Raw genomic sequence first — 25,858 nt, 5'->3', positions numbered from 1 at the left:
TATAAAGACGTATCTGTTTTTCTATGCTTCCTAAGATTATTGAATCGTGAGGAAAAAGAGGGCGGAAATAGTTTTTTGATTACTTTTGCACATGAAACGTAATGAAATGATGGAAAATCGTATGAACTTTCAAACATCTGTAGAATTACCTGCCGGGATGCCGTCGGTCAGTCATGCAGATCATATTCTTCTGATGGGGTCCTGTTTTGCGGAAAATATCGGGCAACAATTGATGGATGCCGGATTTCAACTGGAACTGAATCCTTTTGGTATTCTTTATAATCCTTTATCCGTCTCATCTGCTTTGAGAGAGATTATAAGGAATAAGGAATACAACAAACAAGATCTGTTTGCCTACAAAGATTTATGGCATAGCCCGATGCATCATGGCTCTTTTTCTGCTTTTACGCTCGAAGAGACATTGCATACCATAAATTCACGTCTTCACCATGCTTATAAAAAACTGCCGGAATTGAACTGGCTGATGGTGACAATGGGAACTGCTTACGTTTATAAACAAAAGGAGAGTGGACAAGTGGTAGCTAATTGCCATCAATTGCCGGAGAGTCACTTTTTGCGTTACCGGCTGTCTGTTGAAGAAATTGTAGAAGATTATACAGCACTCATCACCGAAATGGCCGCCCGGAATCCGGAACTAAAATGGCTGTTTACAGTCAGCCCGATCCGTCATATACGCGACGGGATGCACGCCAACCAGTTAAGCAAATCGACTCTGCTACTCGCCATCGACCGATTGCAACAACTGTTCCCGGAACGAGTGTTCTATTTCCCCTCTTATGAAATCATATTGGACGAATTACGTGATTATCGCTTCTATGCCGACGATATGTTGCATCCGTCTCCTCTGGCGATTCGTTACCTGTGGGAACGCTTCTCCGAAACCTTCTTTTCTTCTGAAACAAAGCAGGTTATCGTAGCTGTGCAAGACATCCGCCGGGACTTGGCGCACAAGCCCTTTCATCCCGAGTCAGAGGCGTATCAACGCTTTTTAGGACAAATAGTGTTAAAAATAGAACGACTTATCGGAAAATACCCGTACTTAGATTTTCAAAAAGAAACAGAACTATGTCATATGCGATTGAATCCATAGCCAAAAGTATCGGTGCCCGCCGTGTGGGCAAACATAAAGCGACTATTGATTGGCTGCTAACAGACAGCCGCTCTTTGAGTTTTCCGGAAGAAACTCTTTTTTTTGCTTTAACTACCAAACGAAACAGCGGAGCCCGTTATATCCCCGATTTATATGACCGGGGCGTACGTAATTTTGTAATTACGGAAGAAGACTTTAAAGAAGTTGAGAATGGAGAGTTGGGAGTTGAGAGTTCTATGCAGCATGATGGTGCGCAGCCCACTCTCAATTCTCAACTCTCAACTCTCAACTTCCTCATCGTTCCCAATCCTCTGAAAGCTTTGCAGAAGCTTGCCGAAACACATCGTGATAAATTTAAAATCCCTGTGATCGGTATCACTGGCAGTAATGGAAAAACCATTGTGAAGGAGTGGTTGCACCAGTTGCTTAGCCCGGATCGTTGCATCGTTCGTTCTCCACGCAGTTATAATTCGCAGATCGGAGTTCCACTTTCTGTGTGGCAACTTTCTGAAGAAGCCGAACTGGGTATTTTCGAAGCCGGTATTTCCGAGATGGGGGAGATGGGAGCTTTGAAACGAATGATTAAGCCTACCATTGGTATTCTGACCAATATCGGTGGTGCCCATCAGGAAAACTTCTTCTCCTTGCAGGAGAAATGCATGGAAAAGCTGACGCTTTTCAAAGACTGTGATGTCGTGATTTACAACGGTGATAACGAGTTAATCAGTAATTGTGTCGCAAAATCAATGCTGACGGCGCGTGAGATTGCCTGGAGCCGTACCGATATTGAACGCCCGTTGTATATCAGCCGTGTGACCAAGAAAGAAGATCATACTGTTATATCCTATCGTTATCTGGAGATGGATAATACTTTCTGTATCCCTTTCATCGATGACGCTTCCATTGAAAATGCACTGAATTGCCTGGCAGCTTGTCTTTATCTGATGACGCCTGCCGACCAGATAACCGAGCGGATGGCCCGTCTCGAACCGATTGCCATGCGTCTGGAGGTGAAAGAGGGGAAGAATAACTGTGTACTGATTAATGATAGCTATAATTCAGATCTGGCATCATTGGATATTGCTCTCGATTTCCTTGTACGCCGCTCGGAAAAGAAAGGCTTGAAACGGACGCTTATCCTGTCGGATATACTGGAAACCGGACAAAGTACCGCTACGCTTTATCGGCGTGTGGCACAATTGGTACAGAGTAAAGGTATTAATAAACTGATTGGAGTAGGGCAGGAGATATCTTCTTGTTCCGCCCGTTTTGATGATGATCTCGAACGCTATTTCTTTCCTAACACAGAAGCACTCCTTGCATCCAATATACTCAAATCGCTTCATTCGGAAGTGATTCTGGTGAAAGGTTCCCGCGTGTTCAACTTTGATCTGGTATCCGAAGCCCTCGAATTGAAGGTGCATGAAACCATTCTTGAAGTAAATCTCGGGGCGATGGTAGCCAACTTGAACCATTACCGTTCTATGCTTCGCCATCCGGAAACAAAGATGATCTGTATGGTGAAAGCATCAGCTTACGGAGCCGGTTCGTATGAAATTGCCAAGAGTTTACAGGAACACCATGTCGATTATCTGGCCGTAGCTGTTGCTGACGAAGGTTCCGAACTCCGCAAGGCAGGCATTACCGCCTCTATTATCATTATGGACCCGGAACTTACTGCATTCAAAACCATGTTTGATTATAAACTGGAACCGGAAGTCTATAATTTCCATTTGCTCGACGCACTCATCAAAGCTGCGGAGAAAGAAGGAATCACCAACTTCCCCATTCATGTGAAACTTGATACAGGTATGCACCGTTTGGGCTTTGCGGTAGAGGATATTCCATTGCTTATCCGTCGTCTGAAGAATCAGAGCGCGGTGATTCCCCGTTCGGTATTCTCTCATTTTGTAGGAAGTGATTCGTCACAGTTCGACGCTTTCACCCGCGGACAGATTGAATTGTTTGAGAAAGGTTCGCAAGAATTACAGGCCGCCTTCTCTCATAAGATTCTCCGTCATATCTGTAATACGGCAGGAATCGAGCGTTTCCCCGAAGCACAGTACGATATGGTACGCTTGGGAATCGGACTTTATGGAGTCAGCCCGATAGACAATTCGATAATACATAATGTAAGTACGCTCAAGACCACCATCCTTCAGATCCGGGATGTTCCTCAAGAAGATACGGTAGGATATAGCCGGATGGGGCATTTGGTACGCCCTTCCCGCATTGCAGCTATTCCTATTGGTTATGCGGATGGACTGAACCGCCACTTGGGACGCGGCAACGCCTATTGCCTGGTGAACGGAAAGAAAGCTCCTTATGTGGGGAATATCTGTATGGACGTTTGCATGATCGATGTGACGGATATTGATTGTCGGGAAGGCGATCAAGCTATCATCTTCGGTGATGATCTGCCGATTACGGTGTTGTCCGATAAGCTGGAAACGATCCCTTATGAAGTGTTGACAAGTATATCGACACGGGTGAAACGGGTATATTATCAGGACTAATTTTAATGAAGAATGATGAATGAAGAATGGCTACGCGATTATGATGAATCACTCACATCGCGAATTTTTCATTCTTCATTCTTCATTCTTCATTAAAATAATTATCTTTGCATCAGCTATTAAAAACCTCTTATATCAAATAAACTTATGACAAACTTATTATTGTTAGGCTTTTTGCCCAGTGGTTCCGAATGGATTATTATCGCTTTGGTTATCCTTCTTCTTTTTGGTGGAAAGAAAATTCCTGAACTGATGCGCGGATTAGGCAAAGGCGTAAAGAGCTTCAAAGACGGTGTGAACGAAGCGAAAGATGAAATAAACAAGGCTAAAGACGAGTTGGACAAACCTGTAGATCCTTCTAAGAACTAAAAGATCACAACATACGGATGGCAGAAATGACCTTTTGGGATCATTTGGACGAACTGCGTAAAGTACTTTTTCGAGTAGTTGGAGTTTGGTTTGTATTGGCAATAGGCTATTTTATTGCTATGCCCTACCTCTTCGACCATGTGATACTTGCGCCTTGCCACAATGATTTCATATTCTACGATTTATTACGGCATATTGGTAAAACATTTGATTTGACCGATGACTTCTTCACGCAACAATTTTATGTGAAGCTGGTCAATATCAACTTGGCTGCTCCTTTCTTTATTCACATGTCGACAGCATTCTGGATGTCGGTGGTGACGGCTATGCCTTATATCTTTTTTGAAATATGGCGTTTCATCAATCCCGCCCTTTATCCGAATGAGAGAAAGGGCGTGCGTAAAGCATTGACTATCGGAACACTGATGTTCTTCATCGGTGTACTGTTGGGCTACTTTATGGTTTATCCGTTGACTCTCCGTTTCCTTTCTACTTATCAGTTGAGTTCGGAAGTGGAGAATATCCTGTCGCTCAATTCTTATATCGACAATTTTATGATGCTGATTCTCTGCATGGGATTGGCTTTTGAACTTCCATTGGTTACATGGTTGCTTTCTTTAATGGGAGTGGTCAACAAGTCCTTCCTGCGGAAATACCGCCGTCATGCGGTTGTCATCATAGTGATAGCTGCTGCTATTATTACTCCGACGGGAGACCCGTTCACCTTGAGTGTTGTTGCTATTCCGCTTTATCTGTTGTACGAGATGAGTATTTTGATGATAAAGGACAAGAAGAAAACAGAAGAGGAAGTTGAAGATGAAGCTGGAGATGAAGTTGCCCTGTCCGAAGAGTGAAGCGATAGAATCTTATGAAATCCTTTTAGCAGTTTGCCGGGCGGAAGATACCCATCTTGCCGTAGGATATAAGCAAATGCGCGACTTGCTGGAGCGTATTTGTCGCGCGCAAATGCAAAACGAAAGCTTACAGATGACCGACCTTTCCGCACGAATCAGTTTTGTGGCGGCTAAGGTCGGTCTCTCTGTTGCAGAGCAGAACCGGCTGCATACTTTCCGGCTCACTTCGAATGCTATCCTGAACCGCCAGCAGGAGCCCAACCGGGAACAACTCTTGCGCGATGCGAAAACATTAGCTTTCTTTATTCGTAAACTCCTGGAAGAGGATATTCCCTTGGAACTATACCGGCTACTTCCGCGTGCGGATGCCACCTACCTGGTTGCGCCTCCTGCCCGCGAACGGGTGCAGCGAATGCGTGTCTGCTTCCAGTATGCCGACGAGCAATATTTGTATGTGACTCCCTTGGACGAAGTCTCGGAGAAACCATATTTAGTTCGTTATAATATTCCTCAAATCAATGAAGAGTTTGCAGAAACGTGCAAACTGCTTTGGCGTCATGCCCAGGTCAATTTATTGGATGTTGCAGTGGATGAGGCGGGAATCCTGACTCCTTCTTTCATTGTACTCGAACCGGATTATTTACTTGACATCAGTTCTTTGGCAGAATGTTTCCGTGATTACGGGCATCATCCGGCCAATTATTTTCTTTCCCGTCTTCAACCGATCGAAAATGCCCGGCCTCTGTTGCTGGGAAATATAGCCAATCTTTTCCTGGACGAATGGATTTATGCGAAGAGTGAAGACATAGATTATCGTACCTGTATGCAGAAAGCCTTCCGGCGTTATCCTATTGAGCTGGCTGCCTGTTCCGATTTGCGCGACAAAGAGAAAGAACGCCAATTCTTTGAGGACTGCAAACTGCACTTCGATCATATTCGTGAAACGGTCAATGATACCTTTCATGCAGCCGGTTATGAACTGGACAAGACGGATGCCGTGCTCGAACCTTCTTATATCTGTGAAGCACTCGGACTTCAGGGACGTCTCGACTATATGCAGCGGGACATGTCTTCTTTCATAGAAATGAAATCCGGCAAGGCGGATGAATACGCTATCCGGGGCAAGGTAGAGCCGAAGGAGAATAATAAAGTACAGATGTTACTTTATCAAGCAGTCCTGCAATATTCGATGGGAATGGATCACCGGAAAGTGAAAGCCTATTTGCTTTATACCCGTTATCCGCTCCTTTATCCCTCCCGTCCTTCGTGGGCGATGGTACGTCGGGTGATTGACTTGCGTAACCGCATTGTGGCCGATGAATATGGCGTCCAATTACGCAACAGTCTGGAATATACGGCACAAAAACTGGAAGAAATCAATGCCTCCACCTTGAATGAACGAGGATTGAAAGGACGTTTTTGGGAAACATATCTGCGTCCTTCTATTGATAACTTTCAATCGAAACTGAAAGCTCTTTCTCCACTGGAAAAGAATTACTTCTATGCGGTGTACAACTTTATTACAAAGGAACTTTATACCTCAAAATCCGGTGATGTGGATTATGAAGGACGTACCGGGGCAGCTTCTTTATGGCTTTCTACATTAGCGGAGAAATGCGAGGCCGGAGAAATCATTTATGATTTGAAAATAAAGGAGAATCATGCGGCCGATGAACATAAGGCCGGACTTACTTTTTCTTTCCTTAAAAAGGAAAAGGCTAGGGAAACTTTGTTGAATGAGGCTACCATAAATGATATTACTGGAGATAAAGCTATTGGAAATGACATTACCGGAGATAAAGCTATTGGAAATGATATTCTTGGAAATGAAGCCTCTGCAAGTAAGACTGTCAGAAGTGAAGCTCTTGAAACAGAGACTTCTCTCCCTAATTTCCGCCAAGGCGACGCCATAATCCTTTATGAACGAAACAGCGACACAGATAACGTTACCAATAAAATGGTTTTTAAAGGTAATATTGAATACCTGACAGAAAACGAAATAGGTATTCGCTTACGTGCTACCCAGCAGAACCCATCCGTACTTCCTGCCGAAAGCCTTTATGCGATAGAACATGATACGATGGATACAACATTCCGCTCGATGTATCAGGGCTTATATATTTATCTTTCTGCAAGGAAGGAGCGGCGTGACTTATTGTTGTCACAGCGTCCTCCTCGTTTTGATGAATCATTGGATTCCATGATTTCCCGTTCGGAAGACGATTTTACGCGAATCGCCCTGAAAGCAAAAGCCGCACAGGATTATTTCCTTCTTATCGGACCTCCGGGAACAGGTAAAACTTCATGTGCCCTGAAGAAAATGGTAGAGACTTTTCATGCAGATAAAGATGCGCAGATTCTTTTGCTTTCATACACCAACCGGGCTGTCGATGAGATATGCAAGTCGCTGGCTTCCATTGCTCCGGCTGTTGATTTTATACGTGTGGGAAGTGAATTATCATGTGATGAAGCCTACCGCGGGCATCTGATTGAAAATGAATTATCCTCTTGTAACCGTCGTTCGGAAGTGTACGAACGCATCCGGAATTGTCGGATTATTGTGGGAACGGTAGCGGCTATTTCCGGCAAACCGGAACTGTTTCGTTTGAAGCATTTTGATGTAGCCATTATTGATGAGGCTACCCAAATATTGGAACCGCAGTTGTTAGGCATTCTCTGTGCACGTGGAGAAGACGGAAAAGATGCAATAGATAAGTTTGTGTTGATCGGAGATCATAAACAACTGCCTGCTGTGGTACAGCAAAATACGGAGCAATCGGCCATTTATGATGAATCTTTACTGTCTATCGGGTTGACCAATCTGAAAGATTCCTTGTTTGAACGCCTCTACCGGAACTGTACCGCAACGGTTCAACGCTCCTACGATATGCTGTGCCGTCAAGGGCGAATGCATCCGGAAGTTGCTTTGTTTGCTAATCGTGCCTTTTATGGAGGGCGTCTGATCCCTGTCGGCCTGCCTCACCAAATAGAATCATCCGATACTATCTGTCGTTTGGCTTTTTATCCCTCTGTGCCGGAAAAGGCCGGAGCGTCTGCAAAGATCAACTATTCGGAAGCACGTATTGTTGCCGACTTAGCTGCTCGCATTTATGAAGAGCATCAGACAGATTTTGACGAATCCCGTACTTTAGGGATCATTACCCCTTACCGGAGTCAGATAGCATTGATAAAAAAAGAAATAGAATCATTAGGTATTCCAGTTCTGAACCGAATTCTAGTTGACACAGTAGAACGGTTCCAGGGAAGCGAGCGTGATGTAATAATCTATTCCTTCTGTGTCAACTACCCTTATCAACTAAAATTTCTATCCAATCTGACGGAAGAAGAGGGCGTTTTGATCGACCGGAAACTGAATGTTGCCTTGACTCGTGCAAGAAAACAGATGTTCATTACAGGAGTTCCCGAGCTCCTCGAACGCAATCCACTCTATAAAAGTTTATTAAAATTAATAGAAGGCTCCTGAAAATTGCATCATTTTTGCAGATGTTAGTTTTTATTCTCTCTTTATGCAATTCATTAACACCTCTATATTGAACAAACGCCTATATTTGCAACACGTTTTTTTCATAGAGATTTAGATTTAAGGTTAGAAGAATTGTGGAAGTCGTGAGACTTCCCTTTTTTTCATCTTAACGTTTACTATACTTCATTATAGGAATGCAAAAACACTGTTTCTAGTGTTTCGGTTAAAAATTTTGCAGGAGGATGATGCAGGATAAGTAAACCTAAAAAGCCTTCTTCGTGAGAAGAGGCTTTTTTATTTTTCTTTTCATTTTTCATTTTTTTGAATAATTGGTTAAAAACAAAAGAGTAACTCGGCGACGAGTTACTCTTTTGTTTTTAACGATTCTATTTGTACGAATAGATTTAATCCAATACGATAGGTTTGTATTTCGGAACTAATGCCTTCATGATAACCCAACCCAACAGATAAGCTACTGCACACACGCAGAAGATGATGAAATATCCGGCTGGTTTACCTTCGAAGCCCATGAATGTCATGGCAGGGTGAACAAATTGTGCCCCTTGTTCGAGTAACTCTTTCGTCATTTCCACCTCATGACCGTCAACCATCGTTGTTCCGGAAGCATATACGAACAAGTTACCTGCCACTTTCTGAAGAATCATAGAGCCTACGCCTCCTGCCATACCACCTATACCGGTGATACTTGCAATAGCTGTTCTTGGGAACATATCGCCTACGGTAGAGAATATATTGGCCGACCAAGATTGATGAGCAGCTCCACCAATACCGATTAAGATAACCGGGAACCATGGAGAAACAGTACCTAACGGTTGTGCTAACAGTACAACCAGCGGGAAGAAGGCGAAGATTAGCATCGCTTTCATACGGGCTGCATACGGATTCATACCTGTTCTGTTGATGAAGATAGTAGGTAGTTTACCACCATAGATAGATAACATAGTCACTGCATAAAGCGTAAAGATCAACGCCATACCTAGTGGGTCGGAGGTTTTAATACCGAATTGTGTATTCAGATAAGACGGAGTCCAGAAAAGGAAGAACCACCATACGCCGTCAGTCATGAACTTACCGAAGACAAAGGCCCATGTTTGTTTGTAGCTGAAACATTGCCAGAACTTCATTCTCTTTTCATCTTTTTCGTCTGTCATTGGAGCACTGCCTGCTTCGCGATTATCTTGCTCGATGTAGTCAAGCTCTGCCTGATTGACATGTTTGCTTTTCGACGGGGCATCATACATAAACACCCAGAATCCCATCCAGATAAAGCCAAGTCCACCAATTACGATAAATGCCATTTCCCAACCGAACATTTTTGCCAGGATAGGAATGGTAAGAGGAGCGATCAATGCTCCGATAGATGCACCAGCATTAAAGATAGAAGTAGCATAAGCACGGTCTTTTTTAGGGAAGTACTCTGCGGTTACTTTAATAGCGGCAGGGAAGTTACCGGCTTCTCCTAAAGCAAGGATACAGCGGGCAGCGAGGAAGCAGTACATACTGACCGTAGCAATAGTCACTACCACATCTCCTGTGGCACCGGCCAGTTCTGCTGCACTATGAAGCCCAACTTGTGCTTCTGTAACAATACCACAAACGGCATGAAGACAAGCACCTGCCGACCAGACACCGATAGCCCATAAAAATCCTTTTTTAGTTCCCATCCAGTCGACAAAACGACCGGCAAACAGCATACATATAGCGTATACAATGGAGAAAACAGAAGTAATAGTACCGTAGTGAGATTCGTCCCAGTGGAATTCCGGTTTGATAAATTCATCCCACGTCAATGAGAGAACTTGACGGTCGAGATAGTTAACTGTAGTAGCAAAAAATAGCATAGCACAGATGGTCCATCTGTAGTTTGTCATCTTTTCGCCTGTTTTTTGAAATGCATTCATGATAATGGATTTAAATAGATTTTGTTTCGTTGACAAAGGTCGGTATTTCGACTGAATTTTATTTGTAAAAATTGGTCAAAATCATGTATTATTCGTTGCATTATATATGCTATTTGTTTCAAAGGATATAAAAATGTCTCATAGCATTATCATTTGCAACGTTGGGGGTAATACAGAAAGAAGATAAACGAGTTTGTGAATCAAGAGCAAATGAGTCTTATCTTTTAGACGCAGATGACGCGGATAATGCGGATTCTTATTTTTGATCCGTGCTATCCGCGTTATCTGCGTCTGAAAAATTATATGTCATACAGGAATACGCAACGGTTAGCGCATTTCTGTATATTTGATCTTGTCCATGTCTCCGTAATCGAGGTTTTCACCTGCCATACCCCAGATAAACATGTAGTTGCTTGTTCCGGCAGCAGCGTGGATAGACCATTCCGGTGACATGATAGCTTGTTCGTTCTGCATCCATACGACGCGTTCTTCTTGAGGTTCGCCCATGAAGTGGCAGATAGCATTTCCTTCCGGTACATTGAAGTAGAAGTATGCTTCTACACGACGAGAGTGAGTGTGTGCCGGCATGGTGTTCCATACGCTACCCGGTTTCAGTTCAGTCAATCCCATTTGCAGTTGGCAGGGGCCTTCTTCAAGTACGTTGTTAACAATCAACTGGTTGATAACGCGGTCGTTGCTTTCTTCCAGCTTTCCGGCAGCGAATGAGTTTGCTTTCAGAGAACCTTTACGTCCGTCGATAGTAATCAATTGAGTCTTGTATTCCTTGTGGGCAGTAGCCGAGTTGATGTAGAATTTGGCAGGATTGCTGGAATCTTTGCTCTTGAAAGTCACTTTCTGCTTGCCTCTACCTACGTACAGGGCATCTTTGAATTTCAGCGTATATTCTTTACCGTCTACGGTTACGATACCTTCGCCACCAATGTTGATGACACCCAGTTCGCGGCGTTCGAGGAAGAATTTAGATTTCAACGGGTCGATTGTTTCAAGTACCAATTCTTTTGTTGCAGGCACTGCGCCACCGAAGATCAGACGGTCGTACATAGAATAAGTAACGTTGATTTCGTTTGGAACCATTACTTTTTCCATCAGGAAGCTACTGCGCAAGCGGTTAGTATCATACGTTTTCACGTCTTGCGGGCTGCAAGCCACTTGCATCTTGTAATTCACCTGGGCGGAGGCAGACATTGCTGCGATACCCAACATCATTGCAATTGCTAATTTTTTCATCTTTCGAGTTTTTTATTGAGTTATATATTATATACCACTTATTATAATCAGTTAAAGGCTTTTCTACTTATTCCTTATTACTGTTCAATGCGTTCTTTGCGTCGTTTCTAGTCATGCGGATACGGTTGTAGATAGCCATTCCGAGTGCCAGTGCCACGAGGATGGCAGGGCCGATAATCTTCAGACTGTAAGTAAGGTGGAAGATACCCCAGCAGAAGAGACTGGAAGCAAAGTCAAGTGCGCCGCCTTCAAAACCGGCGGGGATATTTACTGTCGGGTCACCTGTTGCTTCGTATACATCTTTAGCAGCCAGTGTAAAGAAGCCTGCCAGTCCTGTTACGAAATACAGACCTACAATCAATGCCACCAGGCCGATAATAAATGATTTCACTACGTTACCTTTTGTAATAGGCAGAATCATCGGGAACAGGTAGAACATACCTGCCAGAGAAGCCAGCGGTAAGAAACGGTTGCCCGGAAGGATAACAGCCAGGAAGATAGTGACAGGGATCAACAGCAGAGATACCACCAGGGTAGTCGGGTGACCGATAACCAGTGCAGGGCTCATACCGATGCTCAAACCGGTGTTATTCTTATATTTCTTAGCGATCAGTTCGCGGGTAGCGTCAGAGATCGGTTTCAACCCTTCGATAAAAAGGCTGGTGATACGTGGAATCAATTCCATCACCGCACCCATCTTGATACCCAGTCCTAAAATGCCCGGAATATTATCCAATACTTCTTTCCAGCTGGCACAACCCAATGCGCCGATACCACAACCGATTACGATACCCAAGAACAGCGGTTCACCCATCAATCCGAATTTCTTTTTCATACCTTCAGAATCGATATTCAGCTTGTCGAATCCCGGAATTTTATCCAATAGTTTATTGATTACAATAGCAAACGGAACGAAACTTTGGCAGAACGGTTGAGGAATAGAGATACCGTCCATTTTATCATAGAACTTCTGGAAAGCAGGAGCAGTCATATCAGCCATTACCAGTGTAATGATGTAACAGATGATGGCAGCGAAGAATCCCCAATAGATATTGTCGGAAGCGAAGTACACGATAGCACCGATAAATGCGAAGTGCCAATAGTTCCAAAGGTCGATATTAACGGTACGGGTTGTTTTGGTAAGCAACATTAATAAGTTAACTCCCAAGCAAACAGGGATGATGAAAGCACCGACTGAAGTGTTGTAAGCTACCGCCGCAGCAGAAGGCCAACCCATGTCGAAAATTCCCAATTCCAATCCGTAGATTTCAACCATTTTACTTAATGCCGGACCCAGACTGCTGGTGAGCAATGCCGTCACTACTGATAAACCAACGAAACCGACACCAACCAACAAACCGCTCTTCAGCGCTTTGGGAAGTTTAATACCGATACATACTCCTAAAATCGTGAAAATGATTGGCATCATTACTGCCGCTCCAAGACCGATAATGTACTTAAATACTTCTTCCATTCTGTTCTATTTTTTCTCTGTTTTAATGATAAATTACCTGTGTTTCCCCAGAGGGTATTAGTTGTAAACCGTGCCAAAAGTAAGACCTTTTTTGCTTTCTTCCAAAACGAAACTCTTAATTTATGAGATATTGCATCAAAAATGGACATTTTTGACGTTTGCGTGCACAAAATTAGTCGTTTCCGTGCACGAAAAACAAAAAATGCACCTACTTGACTAAAAAATCCCACTGGGTTTGGAGGAAAAACACTACTTTCGTACCGTGAAAAAAGACTATGTTGAATCCTTAAAATAACAAACCATGAGACGAACTCCTTTTTATAATTTTTTTATAGTGGCTTTATTGGTTACAATGACCGCTTCCGTATCGGCACAACAGGTAGACAGCAAGCTTCCCTGGTCTGTGCGACTGACTGAATCGGAAATGATCCGTTACCCCGAATCCTGGCAGCTCGACTTTCAGCCGAAACTGAAGTGGGATTATTGCCACGGACTTGAACTGGGAGCCATGCTCGATGTGTACGACGCTTATGGCGACAAGAAAATTCGTGATTACGCCATCGCGTATGCGGATACAATGGTGCACGAGGACGGAAGCATTACCGCTTATAAATTAACCGATTACAGTCTCGACCGTATCAACTCCGGAAAAATCCTTTTCCGTATCTATGAGCAGACCAAGAATCCTAAATATAAGAAAGCGCTCGACCTGCTTTATAGCCAGTTTGAAGGACAACCGCGTAATGAGGACGGTGGTTTTTGGCATAAAAAGATTTATCCCCACCAAATGTGGCTGGACGGAATTTACATGGGAGCTCCTTTCTACGCGGAATATGCATTCCGTAATAATCTTCCGCAGGACTATGCAGATGTAATCAACCAGTTTGTCACTTGTGCCCGTCATACGTACGATCCTAAAAATGGTCTTTATCGTCATGCGTGCGATGTAAGCCGCACCGAACGTTGGGCGGACCCGGTGACCGGACAGTCGAAACATACGTGGGGACGTGCAATGGGATGGTATGCGATGGCATTGGTGGATGTGCTCGAATTTATTCCGCAACATGAAGCCGGAAGAGATTCCCTGCTTGATATATTGAATAATGTAGCTGTGCAGGTGAAGAAACTTCAGGACCCGAAGACCGGAGGATGGTATCAGGTGATGGACCGGAGTGGTGATAAAGGTAATTACGTAGAATCTTCCTGTTCCGCTATGTTCATTTATTCGCTCTTTAAGGCTGTTCGTCTGGGATATATTGATAAGTCTTATCTGGATGTGGCATTGAAAGGCTACAAAGGATTCCTGGATAATTTTATCGAAGTGGACAAGAACGGATTGGTAACCATCACCAAGGCTTGTGCAGTGGCAGGATTGGGAGGAAAGGTCTATCGTTCCGGCGATTATGACTATTATATTAATGAAACTATCCGCAATAACGATCCTAAAGCCGTAGGACCTTTTATTATGGCTAGCTTGGAATACGAACGTTTACAAAAGTAATTTCCGACAATGAAAAGGACTATTTTTAAAGGAATGATGTGTTTGCTTCTACTGGGTGTGGGAGCAACATCTGTTTATGCACAACAACAGCAACGCAAAGACACATTAGTCGTGGCACGCGACGGGACAGGGGAGTATCGTAACATTCAGGAAGCCGTGGAAGCTGTCCGCGCTTTTATGGATTATACGGTGACGATCTATATTAAGAATGGTATATACAAAGAAAAGCTGGTCATTCCTTCCTGGGTGAAGAATGTGCAATTAGTGGGCGAAAGCGCAGAAAAAACGATTATCACTTACGATGACCATGCCAATATCAATAAGATGGGTACTTTCCGCACCTATACGGTAAAAGTGGAGGGAAATGACATCACTTTCAAAGACCTGACGATTGAAAATAATGCGGCTCCACTGGGGCAAGCGGTAGCTCTTCACACCGAAGGTGACAGACTGATGTTTGTCAACTGTCGTTTCTTGGGAAATCAGGATACTATTTATACAGGAACCGAAGGAGCGCGTCTCTTATTCACAAATTGCTATATCGAGGGAACTACTGATTTTATTTTTGGTCCTTCCACCGCTCTATTCGAATATTGCGAACTGCATAGTAAACGTGATTCGTATATCACTGCCGCTTCCACTCCTCAAAGTGAAGAATTCGGTTATGTATTTAAAAACTGTAAGCTGACAGCCGCTCCGGGAGTGAAAAAAGTATATTTGGGTCGTCCGTGGCGTCCTTATGCGGCAACGGTCTTTATCAATTGTGAGTTTGGTAATCATATCCGTCCCGAAGGATGGCACAATTGGAAGAATCCGGAGAACGAAAAGACAGCCCGTTATGCCGAATTCGGAAATACGGGTGCGGGTGCAGATACTTCCGGGCGTGTGGCATGGGCTAAACAGTTGACAAATAAGGAGGCAATGAAGTATACTCCGCAAAATATCTTTAAGGAAAGCAGTAATTGGTATCCCTATAAATAAAAACACGTAGGGTTTCCGACTGTTTATGTAGCTTGAAATTTTTGTTTCCGGGCTTGGCTCTTTGCTTTCCCTAGCTTGAAACTCCCGTTCCAAGGCAGGAAACTGCAGTTTCCCTATGTGGGAACTGTCGTTTCTCTACGTGGAAACTAGCGTTTCTTCCCAGGGAAACTGTAGTTCCTATGCGTGGAAACTGAATTTGTCTGCGTGCAAACTGGATCATATAAGGTGTTGCAGATAAACATCTGCAACGGTATCTGCAACAGTATCTGCAACGCTGCAATCAGTTGATTGCAAGTAAGATACAAGCAAAACGTTGCAGGTGGCAGATAAAAACAAAAAATAAAACGGTTCTTCTTCAAATTCCGTGCTAGTAAAGCTCATTGAAAGGTTGATGGATAAAGGGATATCGGCATATTAGAAATAGCAAATAAATTATCCAAGCTATATGCATCTTAAAGTACCCCGGAATAGCCATGAATAAGGTTATTGAACATAAATAAGTAGCACGGAATTTGATTAAGAACCAATAAAACTCGTAGGAGGGGATGAAGAATATGAAAACACTTAGGGTTAAAATGGTAGGGCTACTTGCAACGGCTCTTATTCTTTTTTCTGCATTTCGTGCAGACAAACCGGTCATCACTATCTTTATGATAGGTGATTCGACAATGGCTAACAAGAAAATAGACGGAGGAAATCCCGAACGTGGTTGGGGAATGGTACTTCCCGGATTCTTCTCCGAAGACATACGGATAGACAATCATGCCGCCAACGGTCGAAGTTCCAAGAGTTTTATCAGCGAAGGACGCTGGGAAAAAGTAATTTCTAAAGTGAAAAAAGGAGATTATGTCTTTATCCAGTTCGGCCATAATGATGAGAAAGCAGACTCTACCCGTCACACCGATCCAGGTAGTACTTTTGATGAAAATCTTCGTCGGTATGTGAATGAAACCCGCGCCAAAGGTGGAATACCGGTATTGTTCAACTCTATCGTCCGTCGAAACTTCGTACAGCCGAAGGATGATGCCATCGCAAAAGATGTCCGCCGCACACCGGGGGAAAAGGAACAACCGAAAGAAGGAACCGTTTTGTTCGATACGCATGGTGCCTATCTGGATGCTCCCCGTAATGTGGCAAAAGAACTGGGAGTGACTTTCATCGACATGAACAAAATCACCCACGACCTGGTGCAGGGACTGGGACCAGTAGAATCAAAGAAACTATTCATGTTTGTCGAACCCAATCAGGTGCCGGCTTTCCCGAAAGGTCGTGAAGACAATACTCACTTAAACGTATACGGAGCACGAACAATTGCCGGACTGGCAGTGGATGCTATCGGCAAGGAAATTCCGGAACTGGCGAAATATATCCGTCAATTCGATTATGTAGTGGCCCAAGACGGTAGCGGTGATTTCTTTACTGTGCAGGAAGCTATCAATGCTGTTCCCGATTTTCGCAAAGACGTCCCTACCACTATCCTGATTCGTAAAGGAACTTATAAAGAGAAGCTCATCATTCCTGAATCCAAGATTAATATCTCTTTGATTGGAGAAGACGGTGCGATACTGACTTATGACGGTTTTGCAAACAAAAAAAATGTATTCGGTGAGAACATGGGAACTTCCGGTTCGTCCAGCTGTTACATCTATGCCCCCGATTTTTATGCGGAGAATATCACATTCGAGAACTCATCAGGTCCCGTAGGACAAGCAGTTGCCTGTTTCGTATCTGCCGATCGTGTCTATTTTAAGAACTGTCGTTTCCTCGGCTTCCAGGATACCCTCTATACATACAGCAAGCAAAGCCGCCAATATTATGAAGACTGCTACATCGAAGGAACGGTTGATTTTATCTTCGGTTGGTCTACGGCTGTTTTCAACCGTTGCCACATTCATAGCAAACGGGATGGTTATGTCACCGCTCCCTCTACTGATAAAGGTAAAAAATATGGCTATGTATTCTATGATTGCAAACTGACTGCGGAACCGGAAGCCACAAAAGTGTATCTGTCTCGTCCCTGGCGTCCGTATGCACAAGCTGTATTCATCCGCTGCGAACTGGGTAAACACATTCTTCCCGTCGGCTGGAACAACTGGGGCAAGAAGGAAAACGAGAAAACTGTCTTTTATGCCGAATATGAAAGTCGGGGCGAAGGAGCCCATCCGAAAGCACGCGCTGCTTTCTCCCAACAATTGAAGAATCTGAAAGGATATGAGATAAATGCAGTTTTGGCAGGAGAAGACGGATGGAACCCGGTAGAGAACGGAAACAAGCTGATAACGGTAAAGCGTTGAAAATATACTTTTGAAAATCGATGGGAATGTCTACTTTCGCAAAAGAGAAATTAATAAAAAGTGCAGTATTGACTATTTTTAAAAATAGCATTAATTAAAGATTATTTTTAGTGTCTACTTTATTGAACTGGTATAAAGTTGGTGTAATATACCTCTGCAATGAAACAAAAATCAAGTGAATTTACCTCTGCAATGAAACAAAAAATAGGTGAATTTACCTCTGCAATGAAACAAATTTGTATATTTGTAACTGTAAATAAACAAATTACGATATGTTTGAACGAAGGATACAGAATCAGTTGCATGAGTGGGCAGAGAAAAATAATAGAAAGCCTCTGATATTGAGAGGAGCCCGCCAAGTAGGGAAGACCACTATTGTTGAGCAGTTTGGCAAAGAATTTGATAATTTCCTGTCTTTAAACCTTGAAAAGAAAGAGGCGAAGGATTTGTTTGAGTCTACTGATGATGTAAAGATGCTGCTGCCTTTATTGTTTTTGTATGATAATAAGCCGCAGAGGCCGGGACGAACCCTGCTTTTTATCGACGAGATACAGTCGTCGCCACAAGCTGTTGCATTGTTGCGGTACTTTTACGAGGAATTGCCGGAGTTGTATGTTATTGCAGCAGGTTCTCTTCTGGAAAATATGTTGGACAAACACATCTCGTTGCCTGTAGGACGGGTGGAGTATATGGCTTTGCATCCGTGTTCCTTTATTGAGTTTCTTCAGGCAATAGGAGAGGGACGGTTTGTAGATTGGATTTTGGAGACACGTTTGCCGGAGGCTTTTCATCAACAGCTTATGCTACTATTTAATAGTTATGCACTGATAGGCGGGATGCCCGAAATTGTAGCGAGGTATGCTGCCAACCGGGATGTTGTATCCTTGTCCGATACTTACAATCAACTGCTAAATGCCTATAAGAATGATGTGGAAAAGTATGCGGGGACAAACACGCAAGCTGCGGTGATTCGTTACATACTGGAAGAAGGTTGGGGATATGCGGGGCAAGCTGTCACTTTAGGAGGATTTGCACAGTCCGCTTACAAAGCCCGTGAAACGGGCGAGGCTTTCCGTACTCTGGAAAAAGCATTGTTGCTGGAGTTGGTATATCCTACCACTCATACGATAATGCCAGCTACCACAGATTTGAAACGCGCTCCTAAATTGATCTGGCTGGATACAGGACTAGTAAATTATGCGGCTGAAATACAAAAAGAATATCTTCTTAGTAAAGATTTGACAGATACATGGAGAGGTATGGCTGCCGAACAAATCGTTGCGCAGGAATTAAAAGCTCTTTCCAACGAAGTAGGTAAGAAGCAAAAGTTTTGGGTACGGGCTAAAAGGGGGAGTTCTGCTGAAGTGGACTTTGTATACATATATGGCGGGAAAATCATTCCAATTGAAGTGAAAAACGGACACAACGCCCACTTAAAATCCATTCATCAGTTTATGAATGAAACGGAGCATGATTTGGCAGTTCGAATCTGGTCGGGGAATTATGCTATAGACGAAGTTACTACTAATGAGGGAAAACATTTCAAACTTATCAACCTTCCTTTTTACATGATAGCCGCATTGCCTAATATTTTAAAAAAAATAGAGACATAAGTCATGTTGGCCTGATTCTGTTAAATAGCCGCTAAAGATTGCATGATACTACAAGTATTTTTCTATCTTTACGCCACAGAACCAAGTGATATGATGAAGAAAACCTTAATTTCAGTAATTCTTTTGTTAGCTATTGCGTTCTCAACATACGCGCAACAGCACTGTTTTTTCACCCACTATTCTACTGAAGATGGACTATCCCAAAATACGGTGATGAACATCTTGCAGGATCACAAAGACAACCTTTGGTTTGCCACCTGGGATGGTATCAACCGTTTCAACGGTTATACTTTCAAAACATACAAGGCTCGTCAGGGAAACTACATCAGTCTGACCAATAACCGTGTAGACCGTATGTATGAAGATTGTTACGGCTTTCTGTGGTTGCTGACTTATGACAACCGTGTCCATCGTTTCGACCCGAAGACAGAGACATTCGAGCAAGTGCCTGCTGCCGGAGAAGAGGGGAGTGCTTTCAATGTGCATACCATTGAAGTGATGCCGAACGGAACCGTCTGGCTGCTGACGGAAAACGATGGAGCTATCCGCATCTTGACGCATCCGGATGAGAATAATCGCTTGACATGGGATATTTATTCCAGCAAGACAGAACTGTTTCCTTCTTTACATGTATTCAAAGTTCATCAGGATAAAGCCGGCAATGACTGGTTGCTGACGGATAATGGCCTCGGTATGATCCATCCCGGAAAGAAAGAGCCGGATTCTTATTTTACGGAGACAAAAGGAAAGTTTGGCGGAATGAATCAGGCTTTCTATGCTGTGCAGGAACGCGATAAAGATATTTGCTTCGCCTCGGATCATGGACGCATCTGGTCTTATCAGAAAGAAAGCGGAGAGTTTACGTTGATCGAGCTTCCCACAAAAGGACAGATAACCTCCATTCATCCCATTGCACCGGACGTATCCGTTATTACTACCGATTCGGATGGCTTCTTTACTTACAACCTGCGAACAAAAACAAACGTACATTACTCGTTCCTGGCTTGTAAGGCGTTACCCGCAAAGCCGATCCTTTCTGCTTATGTAGACCGTTCTTCGGAAGTGTGGTTCGAACAGGAAGAACCGGGTGTTGTAGCTCATTTTAATCCCTCGACCGGAGTGGTGACCCGTGAACAAATTCCAATAGAATATAGTAATCCCGAACGTTCCCGTCCGGCTTTTCATATCCATGAAGACGTAAACGGTTATCTTTGGGTACATCCTTACGGAGGAGGTTTCTCTTACTTCGATCCTCAAAAAAAATGCTTGGTTCCTTTCTATAACGGACTGGGTAGCCGTGACTGGCGTTTTTCCAATAAGATTCATTCGGCCTTTTCCGACAAACAAGGTAATCTGTGGCTTTGTACCCACTCCAAAGGATTGGAGAAGGTGACTTATCGAAATGTACCCTTTGCGATGATGACCCCTATGCCTCATGAACACGAATCGTTGCATAATGAGGTGCGTGCCCTGTGTGAAGATAAACTGGGCAATTTGTGGGTTGGCTTGAAAGACGGTATACTTCGTATATATGATGCCGGCAAAACTTATAAAGGATACCTCACCGAAAACGGCACGATCTCTACCATCGGTACTCCCATGTTGGGAACCGTTTATTTTGTTATTCAGGATTCAAAAGGAATCATCTGGATTGCGACAAAAGGAGACGGCCTTGTTCGTGCCGAGCCGACTTCTTCCAACGGAATGTCTTATAAGTTGACCCGTTATCTTCATCGTGAAGATGATATGTACAGTTTGAGCGATAATAATGTATATTGCGTCTATGAAGATCATTATGGTCGTATCTGGCTGGCAACTTTTGCCGGAGGTATCAATTATATCACGGAGAATGAAGCTGGAAAGACATTGTTTATCAATCACCGGAACAACCTGAAAGGTTATCCCATCGATCCTTGTTACAAAGCTCGTTTCATCACTTCCGATAACAACGGACGCTTGTGGGTAGGAACAACTACGGGTGCCGTTGCTTTTGATGAGAATTTTAAGAAACCGGAGGATGTGAAGTTCTATCATTTCTCCCGTATGCCGAATGATACGCAAAGTTTGAGTAATAATGATGTCCATTGGATTATCTCCACCAAGAAAAAGGAACTTTACCTGGCTACTTTCGGCGGCGGACTCAACAAACTGGTATCTATCAGTAAGGACGGTCACGGAGAATTCAAATCATATTCCGTATTGGATGGTCTTCCTTCTGATGTCCTGCTTTCCATCCGCGAAGATAGTAAGCAGAATTTATGGATTAGTACAGAGAATGGAATTTGTAAGTTCATCCCCTCTGAAGAACGTTTTGAAAGTTATGACGAACGTAGTATCACTTTCCCCGTACGTTTTAGTGAAGCCGCTTCGGCATTAACTGCTAAAGGAAGCATGCTTTTCGGTGCCAGTGGCGGAGTCTTTATATTTAATCCTGACTCTATTCGTAAGAGCAGCTATATCCCGCCTATCGTATTCTCCAAACTGACAGTGGCTAATGAGGACATTACCCCCGGCGGCAACTCATTATTGAAAGTGGATATTGACGACACTGATAAATTGGTACTTTCGCATAAAGAGAATATTTTCTCCGTTCATTTCGCGGCACTCGATTATACCAATCCGCAGAATATACAGTATGCTTATATTCTCGACGGATTTGAAAAACAGTGGACCTTTGCCGACAAACAGCGTAGCGTGACTTATACGAATCTTCCGAAAGGAGAGTATGTGCTCCGCGTCCGTTCTACCAATAGCGATGGTGTGTGGGTGGATAACGAACGTATCTTGGATATTGTCATTCTGCCTTCTTTCTGGGAAACGCCGATAGCATACGTGCTTTATATACTTTTCATTCTGATTATTATTCTTGTGGCCGTTTATATCCTGTTCACCATTTACCGGTTGAAGCATGAAGTGTCGGTCGAACAGCAGATTTCGGATATAAAACTGCGCTTCTTTACGAATATATCCCATGAGTTGCGTACTCCGCTTACGTTGATAGCAGGTCCGGTAGAGCAAGTCTTGAAGAATGATAAATTGCCGGCTGATGCCCGCGAACAGTTGGTGGTGGTTGAACGGAACACCAGCCGTATGCTTCGTCTTGTCAATCAGATATTGGACTTCCGTAAGATTCAGAACAAGAAGATGAAGATGCAGGTACAGCGTGTGGACATCGTTCCTTTCGTGCGCAAGGTGATGGATAATTTTGAGGCTGTGGCCGAAGAGCATCGGATTGATTTCCTGTTTCAGACGGAAAAGGAGCATCTTTATCTTTGGGTGGACGCCGATAAGCTGGAAAAGATTGTATTCAACCTGCTTTCCAATGCATTTAAGTATACGCCGAATGGCAAGATGATAACGATGTTTATCCGTGAAGATGAGAATACAGTTTCTATCGGTGTACAAGACCAGGGAATTGGTATCGCGGAAAATAAAAAGAAATCCTTGTTTGTCCGTTTTGAGAATCTGGTAGACAAGAATCTTTTCAATCAGGCTAGTACGGGTATCGGACTTTCATTGGTGAAAGAGCTTGTGGAGATGCACAAGGCTACTATTTCCGTGGATAGTCGTTTGGGAGAGGGAAGTTGTTTCAAAGTCGATTTCCTGAAAGGGAAAGAACATTATGATAAGGAAACCGAGTTTATCCTGGAAGATGCGGAAGCTCCGGTAAGGATGGGGCAAGTGGTGGATATAGCCAACTCTTCCATTCAGTCTGAAACGCTGATACCCGATGATTCGGAGAAAATTGAAGCCGTTTATGAGGAAGATGCTGCGAAAGAAGAAAACTCCAAAGAACTGATGTTATTAGTCGAAGATAATCAGGAGTTACGTGAATTCTTGCGTAGTATATTTACTCCGATGTACAGGGTAGTGGAAGCTGCCGATGGTAGGGAAGGAGCGAATAAAGCATTGAAGTATCTTCCGGATATTATTATCAGTGACGTGATGATGCCCGAGAAAGACGGTATTGAAATGACGCGTGAACTGCGTGCGGATATGACAACCAGCCATATACCTATTATCCTGCTTACTGCCAAGACTACGATTGAAAGTAAACTGGAAGGATTGGAATATGGTGCGGATGATTATATCACGAAACCTTTCAGTGCTACCTATCTGCAAGCCCGTGTGGAAAATCTGTTGATGCAGCGTAAGAAACTGCAAAGTTTCTATCGGGATAGCCTGATGCATATCAATATGTCCGTTACTTCCGGCGAGTTGCCTGCGTCGACAAAGGCTATGGCTGAAGAGGAAAAAAAGATAGTGTCGGAGCGAGAAGAAGAGCAAACGCAATTACAGTCACAACAGCAACCGACCATTCCTGATATGTCTCCAAATGACCGTAAGTTTATGGATAAACTGGTGGAATTGATGGAGCAGAACATGGATAATGGAGACCTCGTAGTGGATGATTTGGTACGTGAACTGGCTGTCAGTCGTTCCGTGTTCTTCAAGAAGCTGAAGACATTGACAGGACTGGCACCTATTGAGTTTATCAAAGAAATACGCATCAAGCGTGCTACGCAACTGATTGAAACCGGAGAGTTTAATATGACGCAGATTTCATATATGGTCGGAATCAACGACCCGCGTTATTTTAGCAAATGTTTTAAGGCACAAGTGGGTATGACACCAACTGAGTATAAGGAAAAAATAGGCCGGTAATACGTAATAATAATCTTTTTGTTATTCTATTTTAGGATATAAATGATTTGAGAGACTATTCCTATGAACTTCTCAATTCATATATTCCAAACTCAAAGTGTATTTTATATGCTTTGTTTGTAAACGTTCATTTGCTTGGGAATGTATATAAAAAAGTAGGGCGAGTGTATATATTCAAATATACATTCGCCCTATCTTTTTTATATGTTTTTTAGGTAAAAACTATATTATTCACTGAACCATTGAGGGTCGCCTGCACGGTTCTTGAATAAAGCGTCTTTAATTTTGAAATTACCGTTTTCAGGATCTTCAAAGAGTTCGGCAGATGTTTTGCTATATTCGGTGCACATCGCTTGTGCCTCACTGTGCCATGCGCAATCGGTGGTATACCAGTTGTCGGAGGTCTCTTTAACGATACCCTTTATGCTACATAGTTTGTTTTTGGCATCGCTGCTACCACAGTTGGCGAATAAGCAATTTGTGATTCTGATATCATGTAGTTCCACTTTGTTTGCATCAATGAAGTGTTTTCCACTTTTTTGATCGCAAGCATAGAATGTACATTGATCGATATTGAATGTGATAGGATGCATTGTATTTTTTGCTGTTAGTGTAAATGTCGGTCCGTCGGTAGCTGCTACATTATTGAATGTACATTTACTGATATGAATGGAATTCAGATTTCCCGTCATGTCTTTAGTGTTGATGACACCATACGAACCGATTTCACTGAAGGTGGTATTAGTAAACTCTATACTATTGATGGAGCAATCCACACCGCCGCCTTGCACACGCAATATACCACGAGTTTTGGATACGTTGCATTTGTCGAAAGAGATGTTTACATCCGTTGTCATGGCATCCTGATTAATCATATAGTCGCCACTCTTACCGTTGTTGTAGAGGTTCATGTTATAAAACTTGATAGAAGTCGTATTTTCTGTGGCTGTCACTTCTTTGGGCTTGAAGTTAGGCTGTGTCCCACCGGAGGCGCCCCAGAAGATAATTGCATTTACCGATGCGGGAATGCTGAGTTTTTCCGTACGTTCGAAAGTGCTTCCAGCAGGGAAGACGAGTACTACATCTCCTTGTTGTTCGGCAAGAACCGCATCAATATCATCGCCCTCTTTCAGGTTGGCTATGTTGTATCCTTCCGGAAAGTCTTCTGTTGTTTCAAATTTACAGTTTCCTCTCAACTTCTGATTGTTATAGATAGAAACTTTGTAAGTGGTGGCAGCTTTGAGTCCTGTCAACGTAGCTTGACCAGCATTCTTCTCGTTGGCGGTGATGTCGCGGCGTGTCTCCTCTTCGGTAGATTCGATGAGGAAGTGGGTAACGTCCACTCCTGCAGTCCAGTGGATGGTGGCGTTCTTGCTGGTCACGTTGCTGCTGCTTTCGATAATTTGTTCGCTCTTCGTGGTGAAAGTGCCATCCTCCAAAGTGCACCATTTAGACGGTTGGGCAGATTCGGAACAGGAACGCAGACGCAAGTAATACGTCGTTTGCTCTTCTAGTCCTGTGATACTGTAAGGGCTGCTTGTAATGCCTTTGTCTTCTCCGTAGATGATAGAGCCTTCTTGCAGTTCGTCATTTGTAAATTCGTTTTTATTTACCTCTATGATATAGTAGTCGGTGTTGGGAGTTGCGTTCCAAATAACCTCTGCTTCGAATGTTTGGGGAGTAACCGCAAGATTGTTGCTGCGGAATAAGCGGTTGTATCGTTCGTCCGAACTCCAGTCATTACTTTTGTCGCAAGACGAAAATGAAATAACTGTTAAGCAAATGATGCTTAATAGCGTGTGTATATTTGTACTAATTTTCATAAT

Annotated in this window: 15 protein-coding genes; 10 read left to right on the top strand and 5 right to left on the bottom strand. The window is 43.3% G+C overall.

The window, feature by feature from the left end; translation table 11 throughout:
• The first annotated feature begins 91 nt into the window (after positions 1-91).
• The 5 genes from KFO40_RS16325 to KFO40_RS16305 all read left to right on the top strand — a co-directional run bounded on the left by KFO40_RS16325 (position 92) and on the right by KFO40_RS16305 (position 8,334).
• The gene (locus KFO40_RS16325; protein WP_248005597.1) at positions 92-1,111 is read left to right on the top strand and encodes a GSCFA domain-containing protein; all 1,020 of its coding nucleotides are present in this window, start codon (positions 92-94) and stop codon (positions 1,109-1,111) included.
• Positions 1,087-3,627 carry a bifunctional UDP-N-acetylmuramoyl-tripeptide:D-alanyl-D-alanine ligase/alanine racemase gene (locus tag KFO40_RS16320; protein WP_151921885.1) on the top strand — a complete coding sequence of 847 codons (2,541 nt, stop codon included), beginning with the start codon at positions 1,087-1,089 and terminating at the stop codon, positions 3,625-3,627. The genes KFO40_RS16325 and KFO40_RS16320 overlap by 25 nt, the downstream gene beginning before the upstream one ends.
• Positions 3,628-3,774: 147 nt before the next feature.
• Positions 3,775-3,996, top strand: a complete 222-nt coding sequence (gene tatA / locus KFO40_RS16315) for a twin-arginine translocase TatA/TatE family subunit (protein WP_004301497.1) — start codon at positions 3,775-3,777, stop codon at positions 3,994-3,996.
• A gap of 17 nt (positions 3,997-4,013) precedes the next feature.
• On the top strand, positions 4,014-4,850 hold the full coding sequence (tatC, locus tag KFO40_RS16310) for a twin-arginine translocase subunit TatC (RefSeq protein ID WP_004324871.1): 837 nt from the start codon (positions 4,014-4,016) through the stop codon (positions 4,848-4,850).
• A complete protein-coding gene (locus KFO40_RS16305; protein ID WP_151921884.1) occupies positions 4,813-8,334 on the top strand; it encodes an AAA domain-containing protein in 3,522 nt (1,173 codons plus the stop codon). The genes tatC and KFO40_RS16305 overlap by 38 nt, the downstream gene beginning before the upstream one ends.
• A 176-nt stretch (positions 8,335-8,510) precedes the next feature.
• Here KFO40_RS16305 and KFO40_RS16300 read toward each other — a convergent pair whose 3' ends face one another.
• The 4 genes from KFO40_RS16300 to KFO40_RS16285 form a co-directional block, all read right to left on the bottom strand.
• Positions 8,511-8,651 carry a hypothetical protein gene (locus tag KFO40_RS16300; RefSeq protein WP_153882606.1) on the bottom strand — a complete coding sequence of 47 codons (141 nt, stop codon included), beginning with the start codon at positions 8,649-8,651 and terminating at the stop codon, positions 8,511-8,513.
• A gap of 87 nt (positions 8,652-8,738) precedes the next feature.
• The gene (locus tag KFO40_RS16295) at positions 8,739-10,256 is read right to left on the bottom strand and encodes an MFS transporter (RefSeq protein WP_008642154.1); all 1,518 of its coding nucleotides are present in this window, start codon (positions 10,254-10,256) and stop codon (positions 8,739-8,741) included.
• A 327-nt stretch (positions 10,257-10,583) separates the two neighbouring features.
• Positions 10,584-11,504 carry a 5-dehydro-4-deoxy-D-glucuronate isomerase gene (gene kduI / locus KFO40_RS16290; RefSeq protein ID WP_004324875.1) on the bottom strand — a complete coding sequence of 307 codons (921 nt, stop codon included), beginning with the start codon at positions 11,502-11,504 and terminating at the stop codon, positions 10,584-10,586.
• Between the two features lie 67 nt (positions 11,505-11,571).
• Positions 11,572-12,978, bottom strand: a complete 1,407-nt coding sequence (locus tag KFO40_RS16285) for a PTS galactitol transporter subunit IIC (RefSeq protein ID WP_004301502.1) — start codon at positions 12,976-12,978, stop codon at positions 11,572-11,574.
• 301 nt (positions 12,979-13,279) lie between these two features.
• Between KFO40_RS16285 and KFO40_RS16280 the strand changes: the two genes are divergently transcribed.
• The 5 genes from KFO40_RS16280 (at position 13,280) to KFO40_RS16260 (ending at position 24,032) form a co-directional block, all read left to right on the top strand.
• Positions 13,280-14,479: a glycoside hydrolase family 88 protein gene (locus KFO40_RS16280; RefSeq protein ID WP_004315060.1), complete on the top strand. Its 1,200-nt coding sequence runs from the start codon at positions 13,280-13,282 to the stop codon at positions 14,477-14,479.
• A 9-nt stretch (positions 14,480-14,488) separates the two neighbouring features.
• Positions 14,489-15,460: a pectinesterase family protein gene (locus KFO40_RS16275; protein ID WP_120144442.1), complete on the top strand. Its 972-nt coding sequence runs from the start codon at positions 14,489-14,491 to the stop codon at positions 15,458-15,460.
• A gap of 545 nt (positions 15,461-16,005) precedes the next feature.
• Entirely contained in the window at positions 16,006-17,754 is a 1,749-nt protein-coding gene (locus tag KFO40_RS16270) for a pectinesterase family protein (RefSeq protein ID WP_211146586.1), read from the top strand.
• A 272-nt stretch (positions 17,755-18,026) separates the two neighbouring features.
• Entirely contained in the window at positions 18,027-19,367 is a 1,341-nt protein-coding gene (locus KFO40_RS16265) for an ATP-binding protein (protein WP_211146585.1), read from the top strand.
• Positions 19,368-19,457: 90 nt separating this feature from the next.
• Positions 19,458-24,032, top strand: coding sequence for a hybrid sensor histidine kinase/response regulator transcription factor (locus tag KFO40_RS16260; RefSeq protein ID WP_192923095.1), 4,575 nt, complete (start codon positions 19,458-19,460; stop codon positions 24,030-24,032).
• 227 nt (positions 24,033-24,259) lie between these two features.
• Here the strand turns inward: KFO40_RS16260 and KFO40_RS16255 are convergent, their stop codons facing one another.
• Positions 24,260-25,855 (bottom strand): fibronectin type III domain-containing protein, encoded by a 1,596-nt coding sequence (locus KFO40_RS16255; protein WP_015532384.1) that lies wholly within the window; start codon positions 25,853-25,855, stop codon positions 24,260-24,262.
• Between the last annotated feature and the right edge of the window lie 3 nt (positions 25,856-25,858).

It is taken from the genome of Bacteroides sp. 1001302B_160321_D4, assembly GCF_015667765.1.
GTDB lineage: Bacteria > Bacteroidota > Bacteroidia > Bacteroidales > Bacteroidaceae > Bacteroides > Bacteroides xylanisolvens.
Note: the sequence above shows the minus strand (reverse complement) of the source record. Positions and strands in the feature narration are given on the sequence as shown.

Excerpts from the sequence above, each read along its gene's own strand:
- KFO40_RS16325 (WP_248005597.1), top strand. The coding sequence starts at position 92 with ATGAAACGTAATGAAATGATGGAAAATCGTATGAACTTTCAAACATCT.
- KFO40_RS16320 (WP_151921885.1), top strand. The coding sequence starts at position 1,087 with ATGTCATATGCGATTGAATCCATAGCCAAAAGTATCGGTGCCCGCCGT.
- tatA (WP_004301497.1), top strand. The coding sequence starts at position 3,775 with ATGACAAACTTATTATTGTTAGGCTTTTTGCCCAGTGGTTCCGAATGG.
- tatC (WP_004324871.1), top strand. The coding sequence starts at position 4,014 with ATGGCAGAAATGACCTTTTGGGATCATTTGGACGAACTGCGTAAAGTA.
- KFO40_RS16305 (WP_151921884.1), top strand. The coding sequence starts at position 4,813 with ATGAAGCTGGAGATGAAGTTGCCCTGTCCGAAGAGTGAAGCGATAGAA.
- KFO40_RS16300 (WP_153882606.1), bottom strand. The coding sequence starts at position 8,651 with ATGAAAAATGAAAAGAAAAATAAAAAAGCCTCTTCTCACGAAGAAGGC.
- KFO40_RS16295 (WP_008642154.1), bottom strand. The coding sequence starts at position 10,256 with ATGAATGCATTTCAAAAAACAGGCGAAAAGATGACAAACTACAGATGG.
- kduI (WP_004324875.1), bottom strand. The coding sequence starts at position 11,504 with ATGAAAAAATTAGCAATTGCAATGATGTTGGGTATCGCAGCAATGTCT.
- KFO40_RS16285 (WP_004301502.1), bottom strand. The coding sequence starts at position 12,978 with ATGGAAGAAGTATTTAAGTACATTATCGGTCTTGGAGCGGCAGTAATG.
- KFO40_RS16280 (WP_004315060.1), top strand. The coding sequence starts at position 13,280 with ATGAGACGAACTCCTTTTTATAATTTTTTTATAGTGGCTTTATTGGTT.
- KFO40_RS16275 (WP_120144442.1), top strand. The coding sequence starts at position 14,489 with ATGAAAAGGACTATTTTTAAAGGAATGATGTGTTTGCTTCTACTGGGT.
- KFO40_RS16270 (WP_211146586.1), top strand. The coding sequence starts at position 16,006 with ATGAAGAATATGAAAACACTTAGGGTTAAAATGGTAGGGCTACTTGCA.
- KFO40_RS16265 (WP_211146585.1), top strand. The coding sequence starts at position 18,027 with ATGTTTGAACGAAGGATACAGAATCAGTTGCATGAGTGGGCAGAGAAA.
- KFO40_RS16260 (WP_192923095.1), top strand. The coding sequence starts at position 19,458 with ATGATGAAGAAAACCTTAATTTCAGTAATTCTTTTGTTAGCTATTGCG.
- KFO40_RS16255 (WP_015532384.1), bottom strand. The coding sequence starts at position 25,855 with ATGAAAATTAGTACAAATATACACACGCTATTAAGCATCATTTGCTTA.